Annotated in this window: 11 protein-coding genes and 2 pseudogenes; 5 read left to right on the top strand and 8 right to left on the bottom strand. The window is 68.1% G+C overall.

The genetic code is table 11. From position 1 onward, the window contains the following. Positions 1-406: 406 nt before the first annotated feature. Positions 407-1,606, bottom strand: a complete 1,200-nt coding sequence (locus tag WMF11_RS46685) for a poly(ethylene terephthalate) hydrolase family protein (RefSeq protein WP_437905523.1) — start codon at positions 1,604-1,606, stop codon at positions 407-409. After that, positions 1,603-2,376: a hypothetical protein gene (locus tag WMF11_RS46680; RefSeq protein ID WP_437905522.1), complete on the bottom strand. Its 774-nt coding sequence runs from the start codon at positions 2,374-2,376 to the stop codon at positions 1,603-1,605. Before WMF11_RS46680 ends, WMF11_RS46685 begins: the two co-directional genes overlap by 4 nt. Positions 2,377-3,278: 902 nt before the next feature. Between WMF11_RS46680 and WMF11_RS46675 the strand changes: the two genes are divergently transcribed. Together WMF11_RS46675 and WMF11_RS46670 are read left to right on the top strand one after the other, a co-directional pair. After that, complete coding sequence (locus tag WMF11_RS46675; RefSeq protein WP_437975345.1) at positions 3,279-6,362, top strand: glycoside hydrolase family 3 protein; 3,084 nt, start codon at positions 3,279-3,281, stop codon at positions 6,360-6,362. Positions 6,363-6,775: 413 nt separating this feature from the next. After that, positions 6,776-8,365 (top strand): tannase/feruloyl esterase family alpha/beta hydrolase, encoded by a 1,590-nt coding sequence (locus WMF11_RS46670; protein WP_437975344.1) that lies wholly within the window; start codon positions 6,776-6,778, stop codon positions 8,363-8,365. Positions 8,366-8,590: 225 nt separating this feature from the next. Here the strand turns inward: WMF11_RS46670 and tnpA are convergent, their stop codons facing one another. From tnpA to WMF11_RS46655, 3 genes and pseudogenes are all read right to left on the bottom strand, one after another. Beyond that, the gene (tnpA, locus tag WMF11_RS46665; protein WP_437975343.1) at positions 8,591-8,929 is read right to left on the bottom strand and encodes an IS66 family insertion sequence element accessory protein TnpA; all 339 of its coding nucleotides are present in this window, start codon (positions 8,927-8,929) and stop codon (positions 8,591-8,593) included. Between the two features lie 153 nt (positions 8,930-9,082). Further along, positions 9,083-9,352 (bottom strand): annotated as a pseudogene (locus WMF11_RS46660) (JAB domain-containing protein); the annotation flags it as partial. A gap of 296 nt (positions 9,353-9,648) precedes the next feature. After that, positions 9,649-9,792: pseudogene (locus WMF11_RS46655) on the bottom strand (sigma-70 family RNA polymerase sigma factor); the annotation flags it as partial. Positions 9,793-10,135: 343 nt separating this feature from the next. Between WMF11_RS46655 and WMF11_RS46650 the strand changes: the two are divergent. From WMF11_RS46650 to WMF11_RS46640, 3 genes are all read left to right on the top strand, one after another. Beyond that, a complete protein-coding gene (locus WMF11_RS46650; protein ID WP_437975342.1) occupies positions 10,136-10,408 on the top strand; it encodes a helix-turn-helix domain-containing protein in 273 nt (90 codons plus the stop codon). A 494-nt stretch (positions 10,409-10,902) separates the two neighbouring features. Further along, positions 10,903-12,795, top strand: a complete 1,893-nt coding sequence (locus WMF11_RS46645) for a hypothetical protein (RefSeq protein WP_437975341.1) — start codon at positions 10,903-10,905, stop codon at positions 12,793-12,795. A gap of 240 nt (positions 12,796-13,035) precedes the next feature. Continuing rightward, positions 13,036-14,001, top strand: a complete 966-nt coding sequence (locus WMF11_RS46640; protein ID WP_437975340.1) for a diguanylate cyclase — start codon at positions 13,036-13,038, stop codon at positions 13,999-14,001. A 492-nt stretch (positions 14,002-14,493) separates the two neighbouring features. Here WMF11_RS46640 and WMF11_RS46635 read toward each other — a convergent pair whose 3' ends face one another. Genes WMF11_RS46635 through WMF11_RS46625 form a run of 3 tightly spaced genes read right to left on the bottom strand, consistent with a single transcriptional unit; the run spans position 14,494 to position 17,584 of the window. Next, a complete protein-coding gene (locus WMF11_RS46635; protein WP_437975339.1) occupies positions 14,494-15,021 on the bottom strand; it encodes an iron-sulfur cluster assembly scaffold protein in 528 nt (175 codons plus the stop codon). Then, positions 15,018-16,238 (bottom strand): aminotransferase class V-fold PLP-dependent enzyme, encoded by a 1,221-nt coding sequence (locus WMF11_RS46630; RefSeq protein ID WP_272103042.1) that lies wholly within the window; start codon positions 16,236-16,238, stop codon positions 15,018-15,020. The genes WMF11_RS46635 and WMF11_RS46630 overlap by 4 nt, the downstream gene beginning before the upstream one ends. Beyond that, a complete protein-coding gene (locus WMF11_RS46625) occupies positions 16,235-17,584 on the bottom strand; it encodes an XdhC/CoxI family protein (RefSeq protein WP_272103041.1) in 1,350 nt (449 codons plus the stop codon). The genes WMF11_RS46630 and WMF11_RS46625 overlap by 4 nt, the downstream gene beginning before the upstream one ends. Positions 17,585-17,633 lie beyond the last annotated feature (49 nt).

The following is a 17,633-nucleotide window of genomic DNA, read 5'->3' as shown; positions in this document are numbered from 1 at the left end:
AGAGCGAGCTGGGACGTCGGTCGGCTCGCCGAGCGCGGAGAGGAAGCGGGCGATGTCCTTGGCTCGGTCACCATGGCGACGAGCTTCATCCGCCCCTTGCAAGCTGGGCACTCGAGGACATCGATCGCAAATGTGCGGCGCAAGATCTCGGCGCGGTTTGTCGACCGCTCGATAGCCGCCACGCTTGCGTTTCGGAGCGGCGTCATCGTCCGCCTTCGTAGGCTCTTGTGGCTTCGCAGGGCGCGGTCCGATGCGCTTGCGCGCTCAGGACGCGATGGGCCGACCATCACGCCTGTGACCGAGGCCCGCTCACTGTCGCGATGGCCATCAGCCAGGCCGAGCGAGAGAGCATCAACCAGTTTGACTCTCAACAGTCAGTGAAGCCTAGCCAGATCGGCCCCGTCGCTCAGGGGACCTTCATCAGGGCGTTCTGCTCTGCTTGCACGCGGCCATCGGTGCAGAACTTGCAGTTGTCGCCGTAGAAGAAGTTTCTCTTCGCTGTGTCATCCATCAGATGAACGCGGAACCAGGCCGCGGCCGACGACAGGGACACGCCATTTGCGCCCTGATAGACCCAGCTACCGTGATCCGCGTTGAGCTCGTTGAGGAAAAACGCGGGCTGATCGGTGACCGTCTTGAAGACATCGTGGACCCCGCTGCATTTCACCGTGGAGTCCTTCCCCCCGCAGAAGAACAACATGGGGGTGTGCACTCCCTTGAGGGCGGTGGTGCCGCAAATCGTGCCGAGGGCCGAGAAACGGGGATCGGAGGCCGTCTTGCAAGTCGACATGCCCCCATAGGAATGGCCAAGCTGGCCGATCTTCGTGGTGTCGAGGGCGTGATAGTACGGGCTGCTCGCATCCTCGGCTTGTTCCAAGATCCAATCGAGGCCCGCGGTCGTGGGAAGAGGATCGCCTTCGGCGGTCGCGGTGCTGAGAGAAGCCACCACGACGAAACCGTGGGACGCGAGATGGTTGACGATCGGTCCGTATTGTCCGCACCACTGATTGCTGCCGGAGTTGACGACGCATTTCGGCGGCTTCTGCTCCGGATTGTCCCGGTAGCCATTGGCCCAGATCAGGATCGGATGGCAGTGGCCGCTGGTTGCGATATTGCTCGGGCGGTACACGTTGAAGCGCTGTTGCTCGTCCCCATAGATCGGATCGGGAACGACGCCGGCGAGGGGGCCGACGTTCTTGTCTGCGGTGACCGAGAAGGGGCCCGTCTTGGTAGGATCGGCCGTGGGGAACGGGTCGCCGACGCAGCCACTGACCGAGCCGCCGCTACCGGTCGTGCCGCCGCTTCCGGCATTTCCTTGGCCGCCGCTGCCCGTTTGCCCGCCCGAAGCCGCGCCACCCGTGGCCCCACTCGAGCCGCCCGACCCCGAGCCGCCAGCCCCACCACTGGATGCGCCGCCGCTGGATGCGCCGCCGCTTTCGGCCGTTCCCCCAGAGCCCGTCGCACCACCGGAGGCCGTGCCCCCGCCGCCCGTCCCACCGCTGTCCGTGCCACCCGCGCCCCCGCTCGCGGCAGCGTCCCCATTCGATCCGTTACCACACGCCGCGGTGGAAACGCACACGCCCAAAGCCAGTAGCCAACGCCTCATGGTGACTCTGTCCTCGCCCAGCCGCTCAGCGTCGTCAAGCGCTTTGGCGGATAGGACAAGCAAACGCGTTCCGCAAAGTCAAGATTCTCGGAGCCGTTCCTGGCTCGTGCAGTCCGACTGTACGAGTTTATCGACAGAACGGGCCTTATGCGATCAGACAGGCCTTCCACTCGTGAAACGCCTGCGATTACCGCGACGTCGCACCAAGCGGAAGGCATCCTACCGTATAGCTGTACACTACTGGCACCAAGCGGAAGGCATCCTACCGTATAGCTGTACACTACCGCACCGACGCCGGGGAAGTCGTCACTCTCGCGGCGGTCGCCCTGTCCGGTCACGGAGCGCACGCGCGACAGCGTGAGCACCTCGGGGGCCTGCGCGACCCACCGCCCCATGTCGTCGAACCGGAACGTTAACGCCCGCCGCCGTATGAGCGCCGCCAGGACGCCGGCGAGCAGCGTGAACATCTCGTCGGACGCATCGACCATCAGGCACACCGTGCGGCACGATGGTGGCCCAAACGGCTCTGCAAACATGCGGAATCGTTGGCCCGAAACGGACCATTTGGGCCACCACCCGCGCTGGGGCTGCTCGCTGCTGACGGGCGCATCGCTCTTCCAGATGGTGATGTAGTCGTTGACGGTGCTGCCGCTGAGCTTGTGGGCGTAGCCCCATCTCTGGATGTTCTCGACTGCCGACGAGAGCGATGTCTGGCGCACGCGGGGGCTCGCGCTGTAGCCGAAGCCCTCGAGGAAGGTCCGGCGCTTCATCTGTGTACGGCCGCGATCCGAGCGGGCGATGGACGTCGCGAGCTCCTCGCGAGCGCGTAGGTAAAAGAAGCCGGATCGCAGCGCGAAGCAGTGGTGCGCAGCAAACCGAAAGGGTGGGACCGCGGGCGTCGTGATGGCTCGGTCCTGGGTCGAAAGAGCGTGGTCCGGGCGGCGCCGAGCGCGCTACGGGGCGCATCGGCGTGCCGTGGGCCCACGTGTCCGTCCGGGCTTTGGTCTGGCCCGGGAGGCGCGTCGCGAGACGCTATGCGGCGTCCCCGGGCGCCTTGCGGCGCACAACGGTGCTCTTCCAGTACGGCGGCCGCCGCGTCGGCGCTGGGAGAGCGTGCTGGGACGTCGGTCGGTTCGCCGAGCGCGGAGAGGAAGCGGGCGATGTTCCTTGGCTCGGTCACCATGGCGACGAGCTTCATTTGCCCCTTGCAAGCTGGGCACTCGAGGACGTCGATCGCAAATGTGCGGCGCAGGAGCTCGGCGCGGTTTGTCGACCGCTCGATAGCCGCCACGCTTGCGTTCACACGAGCTCGGTGCCGTCTTCGTGATAAGCCCCGTCGAGGAAGACCCGTGCAGGCTCACCGAGGTGGAACCGCCGCTCGCCGCGCCGGAGGAAGCGTCCTGCTCGGGGTCGGCGCAGGCGGCGTCGAGCAGCGCAAAGGCGAGCAGCGCGCCCGCGATCGTCCAATGTTGCGACATGGCGTTCTTCCTTGCTGCCTTGGTGGCTGGAGGAGGATCGAGGATACCGAAAGCCTGGTCCGCCGAGAAGCGATGAATCGTGGTCTGCGTGTAGGTGTGGCGTGAGCGATGGCCGACAGAGGTCCTGATAGAAGCAGACTGCGGGACTATAAATTTGACGCCCCACTGCGCCGGGACCATGCTCCGGCGCTGGTATGAAGCATTGTAACCAATACGGTAGATGGCTGCTGGTCGCAGCCCTGACCATCCCTGTTCCCGCCTGCGGGGACGACTCCACGGATCCCCCGGCTGACGCGACAGGGTCGGGCGGCTCCGGCGCAGGCTCCACCACCGGCACCGCCGGCGGCGGCGGCGAGGGCGGCTCCGGCGCAGGCTCCACCACCGGCACCGCCGGCGGCGGCGGCGAGGGCGGCTCCGGCGCAGGCTCCACCACCGGCACCGCCGGCGGCGGCGGCGAGGGCGGCTCCGGCGCCGGCTCCACCACCGGCACCGCCGGCGGCGGCGGCGAGGGCGGCTCCGGCGCAGGCTCCACCACCGGCACCGCCGGCGGCGGCGGCGAGGGCGGCTCCGGCGCAGGCTCCACCACCGGCACCGCCGGCGGCGGCGGCGAGGGCGGCTCCGGCGCGGGCTCCACCACCGGCACCGGCGGTAGCGGCGGCGCGGGCGGCTCCGGCGCCGGCTCCACGGGCACCGCCGGCGGCGGCGGCGAAGGCGGCTCCGGCGCCGGCTCCACCACCGGCACCGCCGGTGGCGGCGGCGCGGGCGGCGAGAGCGCGTCGGTCGAATGGCCGACGGTGACGAGCGAGATCGCGCTCGACCCGGAGATCGAGGACGCCATCGCCGAGCTGCTCGCGCAGATGAGCGTGGCGCAGAAGGTCGGCCAGATGGTCCAGCCCGAGATCCTGGCGATCACGCCGGACCAGGTCCGGGAGTACCACATCGGCTCGGTGCTGAACGGCGGCGGCTCCTGGCCGGGCCGCTCCAAGCACGCGACCGTGGCCGACTGGGTCGACCTCGCGGACGCCTATTACGCGGCCTCCATCGACACGAGCGGCGCGCCCGGCGAGCACCTCGGCATCCCCGTCATCTGGGGCGTGGACGCGGTGCACGGCCACAACAACGTGATCGGCGCGACGCTGTTCCCGCAGAACATCGGGCTCGGCGCCATGAACGATCCCGATCTCATCGAGGAGATCGGCGCCATCACCGCCGCCGAGGTCGCCGTCACCGGGCTCGACTGGGCCTTCGCCCCCACGCTCGCCGTGGTGCGGGACGATCGGTGGGGCCGCTCCTACGAGGGCTACTCCGAGGATCCGGAGATCGTGAGGAGCTACGCGGGCCGGATGATCCGGGGCCTGCAGGGCCGGCCGGCGGACAGCGCGGACCTGTTCAACGGCGCGCACGTGGTCGCGACCGCCAAGCACTTCATGGGCGACGGCGGGACCGAGCAGGGCAAGGACCAGGGCAACACCGTCTGCTCCGAGGAGGCTCTGCGCGACATCCACGCCCAGGGCTACCTCTCCGCGCTCGCGGCGGGCGCGCAGACCGTGATGGCGTCGTTCAGCAGCTGGAACGGCGACAAGATGCACGGCAATCAGTACCTGCTCACCGACATCCTCAAGGGCCAGCTCGGCTTCACCGGCTTCGTCGTCGGCGACTGGAACGGGCACGGCCAGCTCCCGGGTTGTAACAACACGCGGTGCGCCGCGGCGATCAACGCCGGGGTGGACATGATCATGGTGCCCAACGACTGGATGGCGTTCATCGAGAACACCATCGCCCAGGCGGAGAGCGGCGAGATCCCGATGGCCCGCATCGACGACGCGGTGACCCGGATCCTGCGCGTGAAGATGCGGGCCGGCCTCCTCGGCCCCAGGGCGAGCAAGGGCGCCCCGTCGACCCGGTCGGTCGCCGGCGACGCCGCGCTCCTCGCCGCGCCGGAGCACCGGGCCGTGGCGCGCGAGGCCGTGCGCAAGTCGCTCGTCCTGCTCAAGAACAAGGGCGATGTCCTGCCGCTCAGCAAGTCGATGAACGTCCTCGTGGCCGGCAAGACCGCAAACAACATCCAGAACCAGTCCGGCGGCTGGACGCTGACCTGGCAGGGCACCGGCAACACCAACGCCGATTTCCCGAACGCGCAGTCCATCTACGCCGGCATCGAGGAGACGATCACGGCCGCCGGGCTGAGCGGCGCTGCGACCCTGAGCCCCGACGGCACCGCCGCGGCCGACACCTTCGACGCCGCGATCGTGGTCATCGGCGAGACGCCCTACGCCGAGGGCCAGGGCGATATAGGCAAGTTCGAGACGCTCGAGCACGCGAACCTCTACCCCGAGGACCTCGCCGTCATCGAGACCATCCGCGCCCAGGCGCCGAGTGTGCCCATCGTCACGGTGTTCGTGTCGGGCCGCCCGCTCCACACCAACAAGGAGCTCAACCGGTCAGACGCGTTCGTGGCGGCCTGGCTGCCGGGCAGCGAGGGCGGCGGCGTCGCCGACGTGCTCTTCGGCGATCACGAGTTCCAGGGCAAGCTGTCGTTCTCGTGGCCCTCGGCCGACTGCCAGACGTCCATCAACAGGGGAGACGGCGAGGAGCCGCTCTTCGCGTATGGCTATGGCCTCGTGACCACCGACGCCGACGCGCTCGGCGACGATCTGCCCGAGGTCTCCACGGGCCACGGCTGCGATGCCCCGGACCCGGGGGCGGCCGGCACCACGAGCGAGCCGCTCGAGATCTTCGTGGATGGCGAGGACAAGGGCGATTACGTGCTGCGCATCGGCGGCCCCTCGAACTGGGGCGGCATCGACGTGGGCATGGGGGCCACCCTGCCCGGCGGCGAGGTCAGCGTGAGCACGATCGACGGCGAGATCCAGGGCAGCGCCAAGCAGGTGACCTGGAGCGCGACGGGCCAGATCTACGCGCAGGTCTCGGCGGGCGCGCCCGGGGTCGATCTGTCGCCTTACTACAACTCGGAGACCTCGATCGTCTTCCGGGCGCGCGTCGATGCTCCGCCCGAGGGCCCGCTGGTCACGCTGTCAGCCCACTGCGTGTATCCCTGCCTCGGCGACATCAACATCGCCAATACGCTGACCTCCATCGCGGACGGGGAGTGGCACGAGGTCTCCGTCCCGCTGAAGTGCCTGACGGACAGAGGGCTCGACATCACCAACGTCAACACGCCCTTCCTCATCTACTCGGAGTCGCCGATGGACGTGGCGATCGAGGACGTCCGCTGGGAGCCCTTCACCGCCGGCCCCACCCCCACCTGCACGTTCTGAGCCTCTAGAGCGGCGGGCCCCCGCTTCGGATACGGGCCCACCTCGACGTTTTCGGTGCTCAGCTCCCTTTCGTGCGCTTCCGCGCCGAAAACACCGATCTGGGCCCGTCTCCTGTGCGGGTGACCGCCGCTCTGTTTCTCATGTACCGGACGCGGCTGAGCACCGCTCTAGGGTACGCAGTACTACTGCGACCCAAGGCGTGCGCGTCAAGCGTCGCTCGCTCGGCTCGGTTCTTGACGCATTCTTCACGCATGACCCCGCCGTAGGTCAGAGGGTTCTCCCGGAGACTCGCGCGCAGGTGGTCCAGGTGGAGACGCCGTGATCTCGGCATGGGCCAGCTTGCTCGCGTGGGCAAGAGATGCCATCCCTTCGCCCACTTGGCTCAGCACCCTCGGAGCCACCCAGGAGGATCCATGAGGACTGTTCACCGCGCTGCGCTGGCAGCCACGAAGAAGGGCAGGCATCGCGCTGGGTACCACGCGCTCCTCGGCGCCCTCGCGATGTCGCTCCTCGCCTGCGGGGGTGACGAAGGTGACGGGCAACCTCCGCCCGGCACCGAGCAACCGGCGAAGACTCCCCAGGAGGCTTGCGACGCGCTCTCCGGCGTCACCCTCGGCGACGCCACGCTCAGCAGCGCCACGCTGGTCGCGGCAGCCAACGGGGTCGGCGAGCACTGCAAGGTACCTGGCCTCATCGGCACGAGCCTCCGGTTCGAGGTGGAGTTGCCAACCGAATGGAACAAGAAGCTCCTCTATGTCGGCGGAGGCGGCTGGGACGGAGCCATCTCGCCCATCTTCTTTCGCCCGCCCCGGGACGCCTCGGGGGAGTACGTGATGGTGGCCTCCAACGGCGGGCACGACGATCCGACGGGCGGGGTGTTCCTCAATAACCCGGAGGTGCAGCAGGATTTCGGTTACCTGCAGATCCACAAGGTCCTCGGCGCCGTCCTCGCGACGGTACAGGAGCGCTATGGCGAGCAGCCCGCGCGAAAGTACTTCGAGGGCTGCTCGAACGGCGGGCGCGAGGCGCTGATCCAGGCGACCCGGTGGCCCGAGGATTTCGACGGCGTCGTGGCGCGGGCGCCTGCCCACAGCTTCACCGAGCTCACCCTGGCCTTCAACAACATCATGAAGGACCAGCTGGGCACGCCGGGGGGGCAAATCACCACGGCCAAGGCGGCCACGATGTCCAGCGCCGTGCTCGCGGAGTGCGACGCGCTCGACGGGGTCGACGACGGGGTGGTCAGTCACGTCGAGGCGTGCGCCTTCGATCCGGCGAGCTTGCTCTGCACGGCCGGCGATGCGGACACCTGCTTGACGCAGGGGCAGCTCGAGACCGCGCAGGCGATCTATGGAGAGTTCACGCTGCAGGACGGCACCTCGATCTATCCCGGCTGGGGCCCCGGCGGCGAGGACGAAGGCTTCCCGGCCTGGCTCATCGGCAACACGGCGGACTTCCCAGTGCCACTGCACATGTTCTTCGCCGAGTCGTTCATCCGGAACTGGATCATGAAGGACCCGGCCTACGACACGCTGCAGTTCGAGCCGGAAGCTCACCTCCCCGAGATCCAGGAGGCGGCCGAGGTCGTCGACGCGCCCTTCGACCTGACGGAGTTCTTCGCCCGCGAGGGGAAGGTCATCCTCGTGCACGGGACGTACGACTGGGCGATCAGCTACAAGGGGTCGATCGAGTACTGGAATGGCGTCGCCGACGCCGTGGGCGGCGAGGCCGCGCGGGACGAGAACATGGAGTTCTTCCTCCAGCCGGGCGTGCAGCACTGCTTCGGCGGCGTCGGCGCGGATACGGTCGATCTGCTGAGCGCCCTCGAGACCTGGGTCGAGGAAGGGAGGCCGCCGTCGACCCAGAACCTCGTCAGCTCGAAGGTCGACACGACGGGCGCGGTGCAATTCGAGCGGCCGCTCTGCAAATACCCGGAGTATCCGCGGTACAACGGCAGCGGCGACGCGAGCGACGCTGCGAGCTATACCTGCACGATGCCCTGAGAGCGCGGCTCCTGGGCGAGCATGGCCTCCGCGACGCCGTGCACGCAGCCAGGCACGCCCGCGTTGCGCTCGATGAAACCGAACCAGCCCCGGAGAGATCGGGCGCGCCCTGCGAGCCGGCGCGATTACCATGCGTGAGCCCGAGGTTCGCGGTACAATGCCGTTTGCTGCGTGGTTGGCGGCAGGGGAGCAGTCGCACGTAGACGCGCACCGACGGCGGCAGCGTCAGCACGACGTCTCCTCGGCGGCGAGCGCCAGCACGCGCTCGAGCGTGGCCGGGTCGAAGCCCGGCCGAACGCGGACCACCCGGCCTTTAGGCAGCGCGATCTCGATCGGCTCCGTCACGACCGGCGATGCGTCGGCCACCACGTGCACCGGCAGGAACCGCGGCGGCTCGGTCAACGACGACGGCGAGGGCTGCGAGGGCCCGTCAGCCCGCAGTTTCCAGCGCCACCAGTACAGCTGCTCCGGTTTGTACCCCTCGCGCCGCGCGAACTTCTCGGCGCTCAGCCCCCTCCGCTCCCATCGCTCCACCCGCTCGGCCCACTCCACCCTCGTCGCCATCGCTTCCTCCTTCGCGATGGGGACAGGTAACCGGCCCCGCTGGGGTGGTCACGATGGCGTTGGTCGGGCGGTTACGCTGAAGCGCCCTCGCGCGGTTCAGCACGGCCTTTGGCTCCGCGTGCTCCAGCGCGTCGTGCGGCTGCCGGAGGCGAAGGCGAGCCTCGGGCCGAAGTAGCGCGCCACGCGGGCGGCGTCGGTGAGGAGCGCGCCCCGGCGGGCGCGGGCGGCGTGGGTGCGGCGGCCGAGCTCGAAGGCGGCGGCGAGCCGGGTCGCGTCGAACAGGGCGATCTGGGTGCGCTCGGCGAGGGCCGCAGGCGAGAGGCGACCGAGCGAGGGGAGAGCGGCCGTGCCGAGGAGGCGCGGGCCGACGCCGGGCAGGCCGAGCACCATCTGGAGGAGGGCGGCCTCGGTCGCGGTCGGCAGCTCGGCCGCCGTCTCGGCGGGGGCGTCGACGGGGCGGGGCTCATCGGGCTCATCGGGGCCACCTCCGAGAGCGGGTGAGGGCGCGGGCGAAGAGGCGGCTTGCGAGGGATCTCGCGCAACTCGGGGCGGAGACGGTGGAAGGCGCGGAGGAGGCCGCGGGCGACGAGGCGGGCCTCGGGAGAGGGGGCGGCGAAGGCGGAGAGGCGGTCAGGGTCGACCGCGGGGAGCTCGTGGCGGCGGTGGGCCTTGTCGCGGTAGTGCGAGGCCTGCCGCGAGGCGATGCCGGCGAGCCAGCGGCGGAGGGCGTCGGCGGGAGGAAGAGCGGGGGAGGGGCGGAAGCGGCCGGCGCGCAGGCTGCGCCAGGCGCCGAGGAGGGTGTCCTGGGTGAGGTCGTCGAGATCGGCGGGGAGAACGCCGCGGGCGCGGAGGGTGCTGCGGATGAGCGGGCGCTGTTCGAGGAGCGCGGTGGGGTCGAGGTAGACGGCGGGGTGAGCGGGTTGGTGACGGAGGGGTTTGGGCGGGCCGGCTGCGAGCAGCGGGGCGGGTGCGGCGGCGGGAGGGCGGATCGATCTCTTGGCCCCCGTCGGGGCGTAGACGTACGGTTTCCATGTCGGACCTCGTTAGCGCGGGGTTCGGCCACGCCGCCCGGGGTGTTATCAGCACCCGCGGGCGGCACTTTTGTGGTCTCGCCACGTTATGAACTGACAGCCGGCAGGTCAAGGAAATCCGATCTGCTGGATCATTATTCTGAACCCGGCGCGGGGGTACGCGAAGGGCGTGCGAATGCTCACGCTTGATACCCTTCTGCTCTACATTGCGGCGAACCTGCGGCGTCTACGTCAGCAGCGCGGCATCACGCAGGAGCAGCTTGCGGAAGCGGCCGGGATCGAGCTGCGGACGATGCAGGCGATCGAGGTTGGGCGGCAGAGCATGAGCCTCGGCACGCTCGTCAGGCTCGCGAACGCGCTCGATGTGTCGCCCGGGGTTCTTCTTCGCAGCGCCGCGATGCCGGAGATCAAGCGCGGCCGGCCGCGCAAGCGTCCCGCCGGCACCTGACAGCCGAACCCCGGTGTCCGCACCTCGACAGCCCGCGGCCATCCGCGCGCGTCTCGACTTGGCTCACCGTCGGCGCGTGCTCTGCTGCGGCTCCGGACGCCGTCCCGCGTGGTGGAGAACTCGGCAAGCTGCGGCAACCTAAACAGCATCGCCGCTGATCGGCTGGGCCGTTGCAGGGGCACATCTTCGTTTCGGAGGGGCAGGGCATCGAGGGCCCGCTCGCGCCTTCGTCCGGTGTAGAGCTCGCACGGTCCTGCGCTGGTCTCCTTGACAAGGCGGGGCAGCCCTCGGATACGCTATCTTTTCACGATGCGTGGGGGCGGCACGAGGGGATGGGATCGGAGTTCAAGGCGCCCACGCGGAAGCGGCGGTCAGCGATCGAGAGGACGGATCACGCCGAGAGGGCCGCGGTCGACGATGTGGGTAAAGACCATCTTGGCCCGCACATCCTTGTGGCCAAGCAGTCGTTAACCAGACCGAGGGAGTCGCATGCCATGACACTCTACGATGATCACTACTGTCGTTGGTCGTACGAGCAGCTGCTTCTTCAGCAGCCGCAGATTCAGTTCGCCGGTCTCTGGCGGCAGGGATACCAGCACTACATTGTTTGCCCGACTCTAAGCACTGCGAAGGCTGCAGGAGGCGAGGATCTTCGCCTGTGGTTTGACAAGCAGTGCAGGGTGGTAACTGCACCGGTAAAGATTGTCGAACAGTGCCCGGCGGGCGCCGAGCGCGTGCCTGAACGGACCTGTGAGGAGCGGGCGCGGCTAGCTGGTGCACCCAGGACCCGCCGTGATGTCCTCGTAGACCTCGGGTTGGCCCTCCCACCTGATTTTCCTCCGTTCACCATCGACGATCCCGGGACTGACGTCGTCTTCGTCACAACCCGGAAACTCTCAGACACCGAAAAGAGTCAAGTCTCGTCCGCTTACGCGGAGATGGGCTACGGCGTCCAGATCCTTTTCGCAGTCGATCCTTCTCGAGACCCGCAGAACGAAACGTTTCGATTTGAGTTCGGGCAAGGCGACATCGATCTACTGCCAAGTCGACGCCTGCCGACGAAGTATTCCAGAGATCTTCGTTTCCTGATGGAGGACGACGAGGAGGCATGGGCTGCCAGTCGAGAGCGACTGTTCGCCTCGAGCGATTCGTGTGCCACCGAGCTTCTCCCCGTCGCCTGGCAACACTCCCGCGGCCTCTCCTGCCTGGTCGACGCGACCGTGTTCGCCCCCGACGACATTCGATCTCAACTCTGTCTTTATGACACGGTGCTTCTCGCGCTACCGCTCGAGAACTCATTCGAAGAGAATTGCGCTGCTCTAGGCGTATCCAGCGAAGAACTGTCAAGACTGGTCGAGCTGGGTCGGGTTCGGATCCTTCTCCCCCAGGCGATCGACCGCTACCCGCTCAACTGGCTCGCTGCCCTCGCGGAGCGCGCGCCCAAGAGCATTCTTCTTTCTCGACGATTGGCCGCTGCCACCGTCGCTGATGCGCGCAACCGCGTGCCGCTGCTCTACCCGCCCTTGAGCCCGGTCGAGCGCCACGCAATGCTTCACATGCTCACGGACCAAGCGTCAAACCTCGTCGGCCCTGCGCGTGCCGCTGATTTTGTTCAATTCGTATACGAGCTCGGCGCGACATGGGCGGGTGCTGAGTGGTCCGTGAGTAGCCGCGGCGCGATGGGGACATCACACTTGGGCATTGGGGCTATCAGTAGCGCGGTCTACCAGCAAGTGACGGGAAGAGACCTGCGGCTTGAACTCTGGTCCGCTGCTCAGAAGGTGGAATGGGCCGCTGCGCTCGGTGCCCACGTGTTCCCGTCCTCCGCTGGCGAGTACGACGAAAGCGCCGCTTGCGACTTGGTAGCGGGCATCTATGGCGGGGGCTTCGTCGGATCAACTCGATCCCGTTTCACACTTTCGGCCGTATCAGATCTACTCGCGCTCAGCAGTAAGGTAGATGTGGTAGATTTGGCGAAAGAGTTCTCCTCGGCAGACATCAAGCGCCTACGGGATCTTATCGACCGAATTTCGCGTGAGAATATCGATCCCGATTATTTAAAGGACGCGATCGGTAGGTTTAATGCCGAGGTTCGCCATTATGAGAAACGGCCTGATTTGCTCAAGAGTGTTAACGTCGTAGGACTCATGTCGGCAGGGCTTGCTGCCGCGGGAATCGTAGACCCGTCGATTGCCCATGTGGTGCCCCTGGCGGGGATTATGCTCGGCTTTGTGCTCAACCGGGTCATTGACGAGCTGCCTCGTCACTCAGCGCCGGGAGGCCGAGTGATCGACTTCTGCAACTCCTTGCTTACAGCCAGGGCCAACCCGGATGCAGTCCTTGTGGCCCGCGCGCGCAAGGATGTGGGTCGAATCAAGCGACCGTGAATCGCGCACGGACATCTCGGCCGCACATTAGTCGCCCGAGGCAATCAATCGCAGATGATCGGGCACCACGGTCTGCAACCTACATGCGAAAACGCGAAGATATGTCGCGCAGTACAGCTGATTGCTACGTTGGATTGACAGAGTCCGGGCACAGGAAGTAGTTCTCTTGATGAAGCCGCCCGAAAGATGATGAAATCGAATGCGCTGATGGCTGAATGCCAGATGCTCGAGGTGTGATTTATGGCTATCGATCAATCTACCGTGCAGGAACTCCTTGAGCGGATCCGCGATGCAACATACAAGGAATTTCCTCATGTTTGCGGCGATCTATACGAATACCTCGATACCAATGTGTCCGAGAATAGTGCATACCGCGCCTTCGAGGCCGATCGGAAAGCCAAGTGGTCCACCTGGGGTCCCACGAGGTTCCGAGCATGGGAGATGCCGAAATCCAAGGACGAACGCATCTCCCTTGCGTACGACATGTTCCGGAGCGTCGCGGAGCAGGGCGATCAAGGGGACGGCCTCCTCTACAGAATGTATGTTCAGAATTTTCCGGGGAATGTCGACAAGTTTCGTGAGGATTTCCTCAAGTACCTGGTAGATGCGTTGAATAGGATCGGTTCCGCCGAGCCTGCTACCACGAGAGCCGACGATGGGCGCAAAAAGGACCAAAAGTTTGGCATCCTCGACGCCCCCAACCTACTCGGCGCGGATCTGGCGTCTGCGTCGGGTCTCATGGGCCGAAGTTTGATATATTTTGATATTGACGGCTTCAAGGCAGTGAACTCAAAGTATACGGAAGTGATGGTTGACAGGGACTTGCTTCCTGCGCTTCAGCGGCTAGTAGTTGCCGCTGTCACAGGCATCGGATATGCGTATGCCGAGGGTGGCGATGAGATGGTAGTGCTTCTTCAGAACGCGAATCTAACGATGGGGGCCGCGTTCGCCGACGCACTTCGCCAGCTCATTTCAGATAAGCAATTTCTGGTGAACGAGGAACCAGTGACGCTCGCAGCATCGTTCGGGGTCGCGGCAGAGCCGTATGCGGAAAGTGCGGCATCGGGCGCACTCAAGGAAGCAGCGAACCGCGCTAAGAAATTCGCTAAGGAGAGCGGAAAGAACTGCGTCGCGATCTGGGTCGGTGATGCCGCGGAACTGTGGACAGACGAAATTGCCAAAAGGCGTCACCACTCTTCCGAATAGTAGAAGCCGTCCAACTTTGCGCTGCTGCCGACGGGCGGGGTGTAACCACGCCCGCAGCAGACCGCAGCGTTGCGCGAGCGCGGGCGAGCTCCAGCGCGTAGGTAAAAGAAGCCGGATCGCAGCGCGAAGCAGTGTAGCGCAGCAAACCGAAAGGGTGGGACCGCGAGCGTCGTGATGGCTCGGTCCTGGGCCGAAAGAGCGTGGTCCGGGCGGCGCCGAGCGCGCTACGGGGCGCATCGACGTGCCGTGGGCCCACGTGTCCGTCCGGGCTTTGGTCTGGCCCGGGAGGCGCGTCGCGAAGCGCGGCGGCGTCCCCGGGCGCCTTGCGGCGCAGAACGGTGCTCTTCCAGTACGGCGGCCGCCGCGTCGGCGCTGGGAGAGCGTGCTGGGACGTCGGTCGGTTCGCCGAGCGCGGAGAGGAAGCGGGCGATGTTCCTTGGCTCGGTCACCATGGCGACGAGCTTCATCCGCCCCTTGCAAGCTGGGCACTAGCTAGCGATTCTGACGACCTACAGTCGAAATGACGGGCCCGATCGATGCGGCTCCGGCCGGGGGCTGGGCCGCCTCCCCGAGATCATCGCGCGATGGCGCGACGCCCACCGGCCTCAGCGCTTCGGCGAGTGCCTGCCAGGGAAGCAGCGCGCAGCCATGCCGGCTGGGCCGCTCGCGCAGGGCCAGCAGCGGCTCGAGGGGCGCGAGCTCGGCAGGCAGGGCAGCGCCAGTGAGCGCCGCCTCGAATCGCGCTTGCCAACCCGCAATCTGCTGGTGATCCGCTCCGGGCACGAGCTCGGCCAAGAGGTGGGCCGAGGCCTCGGCTACGGCGCAGCCGCGGACGGTGCACCGCAGCTCGCCGATGCGATCGTCCTGCCCGAGGGTGAGCTCGGCCAGCAGCTCGTCGCCACACAGGGCATTGACCGCCCGCCCGCGCCGATCGGCGTGGGGCATCGGCCCGCGGTGGTCGGGGGCGCGAGCCAGCCAGAGCAAGGCCTCGCGGTAGAGGCTCCGGGGATGCTGGCTCACGCGAGCACCCGCGTGACGTGCCGCAGGCCCGCGAGCAGGGCCGTGACGTCGCCCTCGTCGTTGTACGGCCCCAGGCTTACCCGTACGGTCGATGGCGCTCCGAGGTGTCGCATGAGTGGCACGGCACAGTGATGGCCCGCGCGCACGGCCACACCCAGCTCGCCCAGTAGCCCCGCCACGTCGTGGGGGTGGTGGCTCGCAAATGTGAAGGACACGATCCCCGCGCGCGCCGCACCGGGCCCGGGCCCCAGCACCCGGATGCCCTCGAGCTCGCGCAAGCCGTCGAGCAGCGCGCGGACCAAGCTCTCCTCGGCCGCGGCGATCCGCGGTAGGCCAAGGGCTGCGAGGTACTCGGCAGCGGCGGCCATGCCGATGGCCCCGGCGATGTGCGGGGTTCCGGCCTCGAGGCCCCACGGCGGCTCGCGCCATCGCGACGGCCCGTCGCTCCCCAGGGCGGCGACCTCCCGGACCATCCCGCCGCCCACCCGCACCGGCTCGAGCTCGAGCAGCCGCTCGCGACGCGCCGCCAGCACGCCGATGCCCGTGGGCCCTAGCATCTTGTGGGCCGACAGCGCCATGAAGTCGCAGCCGATCGCCGCGAAGTCGACTGGCTCGTGCCCCACGGCCTGGGCCGCGTCGACGACCATGCACACGCCGTGCTCGCGGGCCAGCGCCGCGAGGGCCGGCAGCGGCATGCGAACGCCGAGCACGTTGGAGATGGCGGTCACGGCCAGCACCGTCGCCCCCGGGAGCTTGGCCGCGGCGTCATCGAGATCGAGCCGCCCCTCTTCGTCGATGTCGATCGTTTCGAGCCGGGCTCCGTGCTGGCGGGTGAGGCGCTGCCAGGGCAGTAGGTTGGCGTGGTGCTCGAGGACGGTCGTGAGGACCCTGCTCCCCGCGGTCACGCGTCGCCGCGCCCAGCCCTCGACCACCAGGTTGATCGCGTCGGTTGCGCCGGACGTGAACACCAGCTCGCTCGGATGGCGCAAGCCCAAGAAGCGCGCCACCTGTGCCCGCGCCGCCTCGTAGGCCGCCGTCGTGCGTTCGGCGAGCCCGTACACGCCGCGGCCTACGTTGGCGTGGCCGTTTCGGTAAAAGGCCGCGATGGCCTCGATCACCGCGAGCGGCGCCTGGGTGGTCGACGCGTTGTCGAGGTAGACGAAGCCCGGGGCCGCAAGCGCGGGGAAGTCGCTGCGCGCTGCCACGGCCGTGCTCATCGCTCGCCTACGCCCGCATCGAGGCAGGGGCCCCCGCGCCGGGCCGGGAGCTCCTCGAGCGCAGTCAGCGCGCGGCCGCTGCGGCCGTGCAGCAAGGCAAGGATCTCGACCACGATGCTCAACGCGATCTCGGCAGGCGTGCGCGCCCCGATGGCCAGCCCGGCCGGGGCTCGCAGCACGCCGGGCGTATCCGCGAGCGAACCCGGGAGCCGCTCGCGGATCAACCGCGACCGGCTGGCGCTGGCAACCAGACCTACGTAAGGCGCTCCGGCCCCGAGCGCCGCCGCGATGGCCCGCTCGTCCCCCTTGTGGTGCGAGGCCACCACCACGGCCGTGCTCGGGGACGCCGGCAGCCGTTGAAAGCCGGGATCCTCGCTCACCCAGCGGACCGTCGCGGGGTAGCCTGCGCGCTGATGGGGTGCGGGCGCGACGGCATGCAGGGTGATCGGCCATTCTAGCATCGCGGCGAGGTCAGCGAGCGCCTCGGCAATTCGGCTGTGTCCGACCACCACGAGCTCGGGGCTCGACCAGCCCGGGGAGGGACACGCGGCGGGCCCCGCTCCGGCCGCTCGCTCGAGGGCATCCACGTCGACCCCGCGCTCCTCGGCCAGGATCTCGGCGAGCACGCTCATGGCGATCTCGACGGGGCGGCGCCCTCCGAGATCAAGGCCCGCGGGAGCGCGGATGGCCGCGACGCGCTCCGGCGCGGCCACCTCGGCGAGCCGCGCGCGGGTCGCCGCCGCGCGGGTGCGATTGGCGACCAGGCCGAGGTAGCTCGCGTCGGCTCGCAGCCCGGCCGCGAGCGCCGCCTCGTCGCCACGATGGCGGGAGGCCACCACCATCCGCGCCCCTCGAGGGGGATCACAGACCTCGTAGGCGGCGTCACGCACGGACACCATCGGGTCCTGCCAGTCATCGACGAGCCCCGGCGCATGGGCCACGACCCGAAAGCCGAGCCGCGCGCCCAGCGTGACGACGGCCTTCGCGCTCGGCCCATCACCGGCAACGAACAGCGGTGGCCGCGGGCGCACCGGCTCGATGTAGATGTCCATCACGCCACCGCACGGCATGCCCAGGCCGAGCACCTCGTCGTCGAGATCGGCCACGACGAGCCGCGGTCGACCCTCGGCGATCGCCGCGACCGCCTGCTCGCCGGTGAAGCGCTCGACGCAGCCGCCCCCCACCCAGCCGTGGAGGTTATGGCCGTGCTCGTCGAAGATCGCCTTGGCCCCGGGCTTGCCTGACGCGGAGCCGCGCACGTTCACGACCGTCGCGACGGCGAAGCTGCGTTCGGATCCGAGCATCTCGAGGAGCGTGACGTAGAACCTGGGATCAGAGGGGGTCATCGTCGTGCTCCACGAGTGGATTGACCACGCGAACAGCGCGGCATGGAGG

Origin of the sequence: Sorangium sp. So ce295 (assembly GCF_051527405.1) — a bacterium.
In the GTDB taxonomy this organism is placed as follows: domain Bacteria; phylum Myxococcota_A; class Polyangia; order Polyangiales; family Polyangiaceae; genus Sorangium; species Sorangium cellulosum_B.
Note: the sequence above shows the minus strand (reverse complement) of the source record. Positions and strands in the feature narration are given on the sequence as shown.